Annotated in this window: 9 protein-coding genes and 1 pseudogene; 4 read left to right on the forward strand and 6 right to left on the reverse strand. The window is 38.5% G+C overall.

Annotated elements, in window-relative coordinates:
* The 3 genes and pseudogenes from CBW18_RS21010 to CBW18_RS21020 all read right to left on the reverse strand — a co-directional run.
* Positions 1-551 (reverse strand): annotated as a pseudogene (locus CBW18_RS21010) (helix-hairpin-helix domain-containing protein); the annotation flags it as partial.
* Positions 552-576: 25 nt separating this feature from the next.
* Entirely contained in the window at positions 577-1377 is an 801-nt protein-coding gene (locus tag CBW18_RS21015; RefSeq protein ID WP_088303334.1) for a hypothetical protein, read from the reverse strand.
* Positions 1378-1494: 117 nt separating this feature from the next.
* Positions 1495-2274: a murein L,D-transpeptidase catalytic domain family protein gene (locus CBW18_RS21020; protein ID WP_088303335.1), complete on the reverse strand. Its 780-nt coding sequence runs from the start codon at positions 2272-2274 to the stop codon at positions 1495-1497.
* A 208-nt stretch (positions 2275-2482) separates the two neighbouring features.
* On the opposite strand from CBW18_RS21020, the gene CBW18_RS21025 reads away from it, so the two are divergent.
* Positions 2483-3931 carry an SDR family oxidoreductase gene (locus CBW18_RS21025; RefSeq protein WP_088303336.1) on the forward strand — a complete coding sequence of 483 codons (1449 nt, stop codon included), beginning with the start codon at positions 2483-2485 and terminating at the stop codon, positions 3929-3931.
* A 36-nt stretch (positions 3932-3967) separates the two neighbouring features.
* Positions 3968-4090 carry a hypothetical protein gene (locus tag CBW18_RS21770; RefSeq protein ID WP_255353654.1) on the forward strand — a complete coding sequence of 41 codons (123 nt, stop codon included), beginning with the start codon at positions 3968-3970 and terminating at the stop codon, positions 4088-4090.
* On the opposite strand, the gene CBW18_RS21030 is transcribed toward CBW18_RS21770, so the two are convergent.
* Positions 4077-5981 carry a DUF3857 domain-containing protein gene (locus CBW18_RS21030; protein ID WP_088303337.1) on the reverse strand — a complete coding sequence of 635 codons (1905 nt, stop codon included), beginning with the start codon at positions 5979-5981 and terminating at the stop codon, positions 4077-4079. The genes CBW18_RS21770 and CBW18_RS21030 overlap by 14 nt on opposite strands.
* Positions 5981-7954 (reverse strand): DUF3857 domain-containing protein, encoded by a 1974-nt coding sequence (locus tag CBW18_RS21035; RefSeq protein ID WP_088303338.1) that lies wholly within the window; start codon positions 7952-7954, stop codon positions 5981-5983. The genes CBW18_RS21030 and CBW18_RS21035 overlap by 1 nt, the downstream gene beginning before the upstream one ends.
* A gap of 166 nt (positions 7955-8120) precedes the next feature.
* Between CBW18_RS21035 and CBW18_RS21040 the strand changes: the two genes are divergently transcribed.
* The gene (locus tag CBW18_RS21040) at positions 8121-9071 is read left to right on the forward strand and encodes a 3'-5' exonuclease (protein WP_088303339.1); all 951 of its coding nucleotides are present in this window, start codon (positions 8121-8123) and stop codon (positions 9069-9071) included.
* A gap of 116 nt (positions 9072-9187) precedes the next feature.
* The gene (locus tag CBW18_RS21045; RefSeq protein ID WP_088303340.1) at positions 9188-11047 is read left to right on the forward strand and encodes a M1 family metallopeptidase; all 1860 of its coding nucleotides are present in this window, start codon (positions 9188-9190) and stop codon (positions 11045-11047) included.
* 60 nt (positions 11048-11107) lie between these two features.
* Here CBW18_RS21045 and queG read toward each other — a convergent pair whose 3' ends face one another.
* A complete protein-coding gene (queG, locus tag CBW18_RS21050) occupies positions 11108-12043 on the reverse strand; it encodes a tRNA epoxyqueuosine(34) reductase QueG (RefSeq protein WP_088303341.1) in 936 nt (311 codons plus the stop codon).
* Between the last annotated feature and the right edge of the window lie 17 nt (positions 12044-12060).

The raw sequence follows: 12060 nt of genomic DNA on the forward strand, positions 1-12060 counted from the left end.
TTTTCACCCGCATCTTTGTCTAAGGTAATGGCCGCAGATAATATAGTACCATAGTGGTATCGATACCGGCTTTGAAAACGTTCTGCCGAACCTAAATACCTGTTGCCGGGTAAATCTGTAAATCCTTTCTGCTTTTCCAGAATTTGTGAAAAACGCATCAAAAAATCATTTTCGCCAGACTGCATCATATCTTTAAAAGATAGTTTTTCATATTCGCCCATATCCTGAAGGGTAACGAAAGGCAGAAGATTTTGAACTGTTCTTTCATCAAAACCATCAATGGACTGAAGCTCCAGGACATTAATCAGGTTTCCGTTTTCTTTAATATAGCTAAAGAAATTGCTGATTTGTAATGGAGAAAGGAAAATAATCGTTTTTAATTCATCCGGATTGGTTTGATTGAGGTTAATCGGATTTTTACGGTAACGCATTAAAACATCGACCAGTTCAGTGAGGTCATAATCATCAGGAAGATGATCTGCAACACTTTCCAGGATGTCCCTTATTTCTACCTGTTGTTCTGAAACTTGTGCATTTGCAATAAATCCCATTATTACAAATAAGGCGGTGAAGATCCTAAAATACATAGCTGATTGCAATTTGAGGTGCATAACCCAGACTGGCTTCATAAGTAGTAGCCATATCCAATACAAATTTTTTGTAATTGATCCCAAAACCCGCATATTGCTTAAGAGGCTTTGTACTTAAGCCGCCCCGCAGACTTAGTAAGTCAAAAAGTTGATATTCTATGCCTATCCTGACATCAATTGGTTGATCCGTAATTTTGGATACCGTTGTTGCAATTAATACTTTTTTACTGGCCAGATAACTGGCCCCGATATTAAATGAAGCAGGTATTTTCGCGGAGCGCAAACTGGCACTATACTGCTGCCGTGATGCGTTACTGCTGAAAGCACCTATGCTGAAATGCTGATTAAATTGATATAATACACCCGCATCGATAGTGTAAGCAGTTGATGCGCCATAATCTTCGATCTTTAACTGATGATAATTGCCATTGAGTGCTAATGATAGTTTTTGTCCGAATTTTTTAGCGTAGGCGAAGCCTATTTTACTTTCATGGTAGGACGCAAATCCATAACGCTGAAAACTGATACCTGCATAATTATTTTTAGAAGGAATTACAGCAACGAATGCCTGGGTGCTGATTTCATCACTTAAAAGATGTTTGATGTAGTTTAATGAAACAGCCGGATGATTGAGAAAGGTAATTCCAGCAGGGTTGGCCTGTAATGTCCATATATCATTTACGGCAGTTCCGTTATCAGCAAGAGCGGTGAGCCTGGGCCCTTGACTATTTTGCGCATAAACGCAGTTGGCAGATACATATATCACCAAAAAACACAATATTTTCATAATCAGGTATTAACCGGGATGTATAAAAAATAGAGTGATTTTGATTATACTTTAAATGTATAAAATAAATTACAAATTTGAAGTTTAAATAAGTGAAAAATTTTAATTATTTTGATTTTAATCCATTTTTACAGCAAAAACTTCCTGCTGATTGGACACCATACTTGCAGCAAGGGTTTCATTTAAAAACTGAGAATTATAACCTTGATCAGAACGATTTATAAATAATACCGTTCGGCCTGATATCATTTTAATAATCGGATCTGAAAGTTTGGAAGCAACTGCCGGGCAACCCTGACTTCGCCCTAACCGCCCGAGCTGATCAATTGTTCCCTGCGAAACATAATTCGCGCCATGCAATACAATGGCTCTTTCACGGGCTTTATCGTTAAAACCAACATCCATTCCGTCAAGCTTAAGCGAGCGGCCATGTTTACCATTATAAATTTCACCGGTCAGGTAAAAACCCAGGCTGCTCTGATTGGAATTGGGCTTGTTCGAAAAACTGTCGGGTTTATCATCTCCGCTATTTTGACCATGCGCCACCCAGGTATTCATCAGCAGTTTATTGTCTTTAAGATCAATAATGTAAAGGCGCTTTTTATAACTTTCCTGATCAAAATCCACAATAGACAGGATGTCTTTTGATTGTGTTAAGCCTGAGTATTTCAGATTGTAGAAACCTGTAAATGCTTTTTCAAATACAACCTCACTCAACCCGGCAGAGTCGAGTTTAGCGTGATGATAAATATTAGAAACATAGAGATTATAAATACTATCCTTGCCAGGTGTAAATAAAGATAATTGTTGTTTTGGAAATTCCACTACCGTCCAACTTGTGCAAACCATGCTGATCACCAATAAAATCACAGCAAGGCTAGGGATGCTTTTTCTCATTCAGGAATATTTGGTAAATTACTGGTACTTATACGAGGTAAAAAAAGATTTATTGTAAGCGAAATGCTGTAAATTTATCATTACAAAGTGTTTTACTTTTCTGTGACTGATCATCCAGGTTTTACTTGGCTATCATTAAACTTTTAAACTCATGCGGCATTTTGTAACAAAGTACCTTCAAATCTGTTATGCATAAAATAAATACCAGATGAAAATTTTATTGACAGGTGCAAATGGATACATCGGGACCCGTTTATTGCCTTTACTTTTGGATCAGAATCACGAAGTGGTTTGTATGGTTCGGGATAAAAGAAGGTTTATTTTAGCATCAGAGTTGCAAAGCAAAGTAGAGGTGATTTCAGGTGATCTTTTAAATGCTGATGCGCTGAACGAAATACCTGAAGATATAGATGCGGCTTATTACCTGGTGCACTCCATGTCGTCAAGTACTGAGGGTTTTTCTGATATGGAAAGAAAATCTTCTGCAAATTTTTCTACAGCCATAAAAAAAACGAATTGCAGGCAGATTATCTATTTAACCGGAATTGCAAATGATATGCATCTTTCCAAACACCTTGGTTCCAGATTAGCGGTAGAAGATGAATTGAAATCATCACAAATAGCCTGTACCATTTTAAGGGCTGCCATTATTATTGGTTCAGGTAGTGCTTCTTTTGAAATTATCCGTGATTTAACAGAGAAAATCCCCGTGATGGTGGCCCCTAAATGGGTTAAAACACTTTGTCAGCCTATCGGTATACGTGATGTGCTGGCTTATTTGACGGGAGTACTGGATAATGAAAAAGCTTATAATGAAACATTTGATATTGGCGGACCCGATATTTTATCCTATAAAGATATGCTTTTAGGTTATGCCAAAGAGCGAAAACTTAAACGCTGGATTATCACCGTACCCGTATTAACTCCAAGATTATCGTCACTCTGGCTGAATATGATTACGCCAGTGCCATATGCGCTGGCCAGAAGTTTGGTTGATAGCATGAAAAATGAGGTCGTTTGTAAAGATAACCGTATTCAGAGGGTGGTGCCTAGAAAGTGCTTAACTTACGCAGAAGCTTTGCACCTTGCATTTGAAAAAATTGATCAGAATTCTATTGTTTCCAGCTGGAAAGATGCCCTCAACAGGGGCTATTTGGATAATGATTTTATGGATCAGATAAAAGTTCCGCAAAATGGCACGCTGGAATATAAGGTGAAAATGCAGTTTGACAGGGAAGCAGAAGAAGTTTTTGAAAATATATGGAGCATTGGTGGAAAGCGGGGATGGTATTATATGGATTGGCTATGGCAGTTAAGGGGATTTTTAGATAAAATGTTCGGCGGAGTGGGCGCCAGACGTGGTAGAACCAGCAGTACGGATTTGCAGGCCGGAGATGTTCTGGATTTCTGGCGGGTATTACTGGCCGATAAAAAAAATAAAAGGCTTTTGCTCTATGCGGAAATGAAGGTTCCGGGAGAGGCCTGGCTGGAATTAAAATTGGTGAATTTTCATGGTAAGGCATTTTTATCCCAGGTTGCCACTTTTAGGCCCCGCGGATTGTGGGGACGCATGTATTGGTACACCATGTGGCCTTTTCATCTGGTACTCTTCAGGGGGATGGCCAGACAAATCACAAAATACCGGCCTGATCATTAGCTGAATTTACTTATTTTAGCGTTTTAAATTTCAATTATGCCAAATCAAGATCATGATTACTCTTTCTGGACCAAATACAAACGCTTTGCATCAACTGAAATTATTATGTATCTCATCATGATCATCGGAATTGGGCTGGGCATTATTATTTTAAGCTAAGCACCAGTTTTAGGCGGTCTGCCATGTGAACATCGTTGATAAACTTTGAAAAATCAGCATATTTTTCAGCAGGGAAGGTGCCGTCATGCAGCACCAGTTTCCTGAAGTAGGTTAGCTTGCTCCCATCTTTACTCACTTTAAGCAGGTATTCGCCAAATGGATTATTAAAATGCTTATCTTCCACCAAAACCAATTCCGGTTTTAAGTTATCTGGTAAATTAAATTCCAGCGTATCTTCATCTGTAAAACCACGGTTAATGTAAACCGGTAACGTGCGGTTTCGCAATTCCTGAACTGTTGGCTGAACGTTAAATGCATTCAACTGCAGATACATTTTACGGCCATTTAAAGGTGCATAACTTCTGATACTAAACTGAACATCCTCCGTAAGCTGAGGGTTGCTTTCTTTTTTTTCGGTAAAAAGAACACCTTCAATATTGATGTTATCAATATTATATACCGCTCTTAAAAGCTTATATTGTTCACTTAAAGGCTTATCGGTTATTGATTCACGGTTATCATACTGTCCTCCTGAAAATATCGTATTCATTTTACCGGTAACATCTCCATCAGGGTTAACGGTCAGCATTGCTTTACGGATCTGAAGATTATGCTGTGTAGTTAATTTGGGCGTATGCATGAGCTTTCCGCCTGTTGGCGTACAGGCAAAAACGGTTCTGTCATCTGTAAAATCACTTAAAAATCCGAAAGGGATTTTCTGATTGGTACATTCCAGCCAGGTGGTATCTCCCTTGAGTGGCATACATAAAATGATATGGTTGCCCTGCGTCATGCTCGCATAATCGGGATCAACACTTTTTTTAACTGATCCTGCTTGCACAACACAATAATAAGATTCGATGTCAGCAGCTTTAAGTAAGCTTTGCATATAATTCACCAGTGCCTTACAATCTCCATAGCCAAGCCTATCTACCTCACTGGCAGCAACAGGCTGGAAACCACCAATGCCAATCTGAACACTGATGTAGCGTGTTTTTTCCTGTAAAAACCGATATATCTTTCGGGCTTTTTCCTTATCATTGTTTTCGCCTTTAACCAGGTCTTTAACCATTTGTACAGTAGCTGCAGGTAATACAGTCCTCTCTTTCAACAGGTCATCATATATCCACTGACCGAGATCCTGCCAGTTATTGTAATTTCCTTTATGCCCGTAATAATAAAACTGCCGGGGGGCAATCTGTACCTTAGTCAGGTAATTTTCAGGGTCAGGACTAAAAGGTTCTGATTTCGTGGCAAAATGGTTACTAATGGACCAGCATAGTTTTTTATGCTTTTCATCAGCGCTTTCTATAGGTTTACCGGGATAGTTTTGGGTTTTAATCCGAACCTGATCCGCAGGTTTACTGATAAAAGTATAACTGCTCTTTTCAACAGAAACATTATGCTGAGCTGTTGGCATCCAGTCGTGAATGATCAGGTTCTGTTTATTTCTGATTTCCACATCATAAGAAATGGTATAGGGATACTGATTTACGGATGGTGTAAAAAGCTTTAATCTGCTGTCGGTAAATAAAGAAAACCCATCTACGGCACTCATATCAGAAAAATCGTTCTGGTTAAATTTCCGGATCAATATTCCGCCAGCATTGTATATTTCACCCTTAATACTTTTGATAGCATTATTTTTATCATAACCAATGGCTATGCGTGCATTATCATCTCCATTTTGATTAAATACGGTAATTGTTTTTTTCTGCAGGTAAGTTACATGATCGTCTGCAATCATATCTACCGTAATTGCTTCATTTCTGATACAGGCATTTGCCCGGTTGCGAAGCTGTGGCGAGATCAGGTCGGCATCAAAATTTAATTGGGTAAAACCCGGCCGCGGTAGCAGTAAAAGCGATACGAGTGCAATGATATATTTCATTAATTTGCCTTCTTAAGTAAATACTCACTTTTTTGATTCTGAATGATTTTACTGTAAAATGTTTTCAGATACAGATACTGAGATGGCTCATAAACTGCTTTGTTCAACTGTAAAACCTGATGCAATGATAACTGATTGTTTTCCAGTGAGGTATTTAGCAGGTACTTTCCCCCGGATTCAGGTAGACCTATGGCCATGTCTTTCGGTTTTTCCAATAATTCATATTGATCAGGCAGCGTAATCTGAATGGATATCCGCTCATCGGTAGCTGCACCCAGATCTACCGGATAGTTTCTTTCATTCAGATTAAAAGGATTTTTGGTAATGGCATTAATAAAAAACGGACTCAGATAAAATTGTTTGTTTGAGCTGCCGTCATTCACGGTAAATTCAACTTCATATTTTTCAGTGAGTATATTCTCAATACTGTCCAAATTATCAATTTCATGGTGTAAGATTTTTATTCGCGGTAAACGCTCATCAATTTTCTCTACATATTCATCTATTGACCCGGATTTCTGAATGTCCTTTCTTTTATTGTATGCCGCATAACCCTGTGTGTAAGTAATTAAATTTCCGGTTAATTTACCATCAGCATTTAATTTGCCTGCTAAAATATAACTGGTTATGCTTTTCTGGCTTGCATTCAAATCAATCCAGTAAGAGGCCTTTTTAAGGTTAATCACCCGGCCCTGATCATTAATGCATCGCAATGGTAATAAACCAAATGGAAGCAGGGGTTCGGAAGCATCTAATAAATAACTTTTATCGCCAATGTTCACTTTAGCTACCACATAATTAAAATCAGAGATGACAGGATATAATTTATTGATGGTGCCGTTTTCTCTGGTTGATAAAATAACGGCTTCTGCATCCAGGTTAGCAGCAGATAAGGCTGCTATCAGGTTAAGATTAATATCAGCCACGCTGCCGGATCTGCTTTCCAAAGATTTTTTGATACTGTTTTCTGAAAATACGCCATAGTAATTATTCCATTTGATTTGTTTTTTAATATAATTAAAAATGGCCCTGGCTTTCTGCAAGTCATCCGGAGCATTTTGAGTTATACCTGTAATCAGATCTTTATAAATGTCTTTTTTCTTCATTTGCGAACCAAATGACTGATCAGTAGTGAGTTCATAATCCACATCTTTCCAGGTTTTGGTATATGAAGTTTTAGCACCGTTCGGATAAGTTAAATCAGATAGTTCGAAGTAAATAGCAGACTTGAAATTACTTGGAGCCGTCATATTTTCTTCTTCCACAAATGCAGGAATATCTTTCATCAGGTAGGTGATTTTGGAACAATCTATATTTGCCCCGTCAAATCTTAAACACTCTTTAGAAAGTTCAGCCTTTTGGTCGCTAAGCTTCTGGTAGCCCTTTAATGAAACATTATAGTTGTATATACCCGGGATAAAAACCTGGTATTCGCTTGATACTTTAGGCAGATCAGACTGGAACTCCCAGGTTTTAAAATTGAACAATCTAGGCGATTTTAATTTGTAACTGTATTCAATGATCGCACCTTCTCTCAGGTTGGGTAAAGTAAACTTCGTTAACTGGATGTATTTCGATCTGTTTTCTTTAAAAACAGCTTTTCTATCCATAACGGTTTCTGCGAAATTTCCATCGATAAAATTAAATGTAGAGGCTTTCAACTCAGTAATAAGCTCTTCATAATTCGCACCCTTATAGGTTGGGATTATGATGTTTGCTGCACTGAAACCGTTTTTATTATATATTTTAATTTTGGTATGGTATTCGAAAACCAGTTCAAGCTGCCCACTGATGTCATCCTTCTGGATGCAAGCTGTTCCGAATTCTTTCAATACAACCGCATTCGCATTGCTGTCGATTTTTTTCCGGTCAAAGTCCATCTCATCATGGGTAACCTGTCCGTAAGTAAAATTTTGAGCAAATGCAGACCATGCAGAAAAGCAAAGCACAAGAGATAACAAGAAGGTTTTCATGTAAAGCGTAATTTTTTCGCAATTTAATATTCGGAAAGATAACCAGGAAATATTTTGAATTAAATAAATGTGTTGTACAAACAAACCAATCCTTTTTAGCACTTTTGAATAAATATATATTAATGGATGTTGATTACAGCTTCATCTCAATCTGATAGTAAAACTGATGAAATTAAATTTAAAGCGACCTCTGGCATTTTTTGATCTTGAGGCAACAGGTATAAATGTAGGAGCAGACAGGATAGTAGAAATTGCCGTTTTAAAAGCAATGCCTGACGGAACTGAAGTGGTTAAAACCTGGCGTGTAAATCCTGAAATGCCTATTCCCTTGCAAACTTCTTTAATTCACGGAATTTATGATGAAGACATTGCCGATGCACCCACCTTTAAAATGCTGGCCACAGAAATAGCAGATTTTATAGGTGATAGTGACCTTGCCGGTTATAACTCCAATAAATTTGATATCCCGATGCTCCTGGAAGAATTTTTGAGGGCAGAAGTTGATTTCGACATGACTGAAAGAAAGTTTGTTGATGTGCAGAATATTTTCCACCAGATGGAGCAGCGCACACTGAAAGCAGCTTATAAATTCTATTGCCAGGAAGATTTGGTTAATGCACATGCCGCTGAAGCAGATGTAATAGCAACCTATAAAGTGCTTTTGGGGCAGCTGGAAATGTATAAGGAAACTGAATTTGAAAGCAAACAGGGGGTTAAAAGCATCCCGGTTGTAAATGATGTAGATGCTTTGCACACTTTTACCAACATAAATAAGCCTGTAGATTTTGCTGGTCGTTTAGTTTATAATGATCAGGATGAAGTTTGTTTTAACTTCGGAAAGCATAAAGGCAAAACCGCGCAACAGGTTTTTGCGGTAGAACCAAGCTATTATGCCTGGATGAAAAATGGTGATTTCCCTCTTTACACCAAAAAGAAACTGGATGAGGAATGGGCGAAGTTTAATGCCCGGAAAAACGAGAACAAGACACCGAAGCCACCGCAAAATCCATCCGCACCTCGTCCGCAGTTTAAAAAACCGCAGCCAAAACCTGAAAAACCTGCCGAGCCGATCAATACCGATATGCTGGAACAGTTAAAAATGAAGTTTGGAAAATAGATAATTGGGTAACTTGTTTAGATTATTTAATTGCTTGCGAAACGTAAATTGTTTAATTGCCAGATTGCTTGACTGATTGCCATGTGCCAGGCACTTTGCCCTAAAGTTTAAAAAAAATGAAATTTATAAAAATATTTAGCCTGCTATTGGGCACGGCATTTTATGCCAGTGCACAAACCATTTTACCCATAGCGCCTGAATTTCAGAAAACCTATCAAAATGAAACCCGAAATGTCAATGGAAAGCCCGGTAAAAATTACTGGCAAAATGCTGCTAAATATAATCTTAAAATAGATTTCAATCCGGTAAATCGCTTATTAAAAGGTCAGGTTAGCGTAGTCTATACCAATAACAGTCCGGATACCTTAACCGAAATCTGGTTTAAGCTATATCCTAATATTTACCAAAAAGGTACCCCCCGTAAATCTAAAATCGCAGAATCTGATTTAGGCGAAGGAGTAGCCATTGAAAAACTAACTGCAACAGGAAGGATCATCAGCGATTACCAGATTAACGGTACAAACATGACGGTTAAAGTACCTGCAGTTCTACCTGGCAAAACAATTAAATTCGACATCGATTATCATTATACCTTAAATGAAGGTTCACATCTGCGTACCGGTCAGGTAGATGAAGGTGCTTATTTTGTGGCTTATTTTTTCCCACGGATAGCAGTATATGATGATGTGGATGGGTGGAATAAATTTCCATATACCGGTGCCGAAGAGTTCTATAATGATTTTGATCAGTTTAACGCAGAGATCACAGTTCCGGGCGGATACGGTGTTTGGGCAACAGGTGATCTAAAAAATGCGTCAGACGTTTTTCAGGAGCAGATTGTGACCAGACTTGCAGCTGCAGAAAAGAAGGATGAGGTGATTGATGTGATCACAGATCAGGATTTGACAACTAAAAAAGTGACTAAAAACAACGCATTCAATACTTTTAAGTTTGAAGCTGAGCATGTAACTGACTTTGTTTTCGCCTTGAGTGATCATTATTTATGGAAATCAACCAGCTTGGTGGTTGATCCGAAAACCGGGAGAAGAACCCGGGTAGATGCGGTATTCAATCCAAAACATAAAGATTATTACGAGGTGATAGATTTTGCCCGTAAAACAGTATCATCGATGAGTTTTGTTTTTCCAAAATGGCCTTTTCCATACAATCATGAAACTATTTTTGATGGTTTAGATCAAATGGAATATCCGATGATGGTAAATGACAATCCGGTTAGTAATCGCGAGGATGCCATTACCCTCACCGATCACGAAATTTTCCATACCATGTTTCCATTTTATATGGGGATTAATGAAACCAAATATGGCTGGATGGATGAGGGCTGGGCAACGATTGGGGAGTGGCTGATTTCTCCTATGATTGATTCGACAATGGTGGATGAATACGGCGTTCAGCCTACTGCTTCATCATCAGGAGGAAAAGATGATTCACCTATTATGACGCTGACAACGGATTTGAAGGGCTCGGGTTCATTTACAAATTCTTATCCTAAGCCCGGTTTAGCTTATCTGTTTGTGAAAGATTACCTGGGTGATGAATTGTTTACCAAAGCACTGCATACCTACATTAAAAACTGGAACGGCAAACATCCTATGCCATACGATTTTTTTAACAGCATGAATGAAGGAAGCGGTAAAAACCTGAACTGGTTCTGGAAAACCTGGTTTTTTGAAGGTGGCGTTTTAGATTTAGGTATTAAAGCTGTAAATAAAACCAATGACGGGTATACGGTTGCTATAGAAAACAAAGGAATCAAACCACTGCCTGTAGACCTGACGCTGACTTACAGCGATGGCACTACAGCGAAAAGCCATACGACAATCGGGATATGGGAAAAGGGAGCCAAGGAAGTTTTAATTCCGGTTAAAACAACTGAAAAGCTCAATAAAGTGGTAATGGGTAGCAGCCATGTTCCGGATAAAGCAAAAGGCGATAATACTTTTAATGTGAATTAAATAGCTAAATTTATATTTACCAGAGTGGCCTTAGTCATTAAGGCCACTTTGCTTTTAAAGCTATTCTGGTTTAAGAAAATCAATATTTCTTTTCAATCCTGCAAATTTAGTGCGTTTGACAGCCGAACCCTTAAACACCTTTTTAAATACATCATCTGTAATTTCGGTCAGGTCTTGAACACTTAAATCCAGAAGTCCGTTTTCTGGTTTAAAAGCATCTTCATTGTGGGCTTTTGAAAACCTGTTCCATGGGCAAACATCCTGACAAATATCACAGCCGAACATCCAGTTGCTCATTTTATCTTTGAATTCTGTAGGAATTTCATTTTTCAACTCAATAGTCAGATAAGATATGCATTTCGTTCCATCTACCACCTGTGGGGCAATAATAGCATCTGTTGGGCATGCATCTAAACAGCGCGTGCAGGTACCGCAATGATCGGTTTGAAAGGGATGATCGTAATCCAGTTCCAGATCTACAATCAGTTCCGCCAGAAAGAAAAAGGAGCCTTCTGTTTTACTGATCAGATTGGAGTTTTTTCCTATCCAACCAATACCTGACTTTTTTGCCCAGGCACGGTCCAGAACTGGAGCAGAGTCTACGAAAGCCCTACCTGATACTGCTCCGATATTTTCTTCAATAAAAAAGGTCAGTGCCTTCAGTTTATCTTTAATGACGGTATGGTAATCCTGACCGTAGGCATATTTGGAGATTTTAGGTGCATCGGGATCCAATTGCTTTTCGTCCGTATAATAATTGAGCGATAATGAAATAACAGATTTAGCGTCTTCCACCAGCAATCTCGGATCAAGGCGTTTATCAAAGTAATTTTCCATGTACTTCATTTCACCATGGTAATTTTGATGAAGCCATTTTTCCAGCCGGGGTGCCTCATCTTCCAGAAATTCGGCCTTTGAAATACCCACATCTAAAAACCCAAGACGTTTGGCTTCATTTTTTATCAGCAGGCTATATTTTGCGGCATTATTGTACACGTTGACGCAAAGATAAG

Origin of the sequence: Pedobacter sp. AJM (assembly GCF_002197755.1) — a bacterium.
Classification (GTDB): Bacteria; Bacteroidota; Bacteroidia; order Sphingobacteriales; family Sphingobacteriaceae; genus Pedobacter.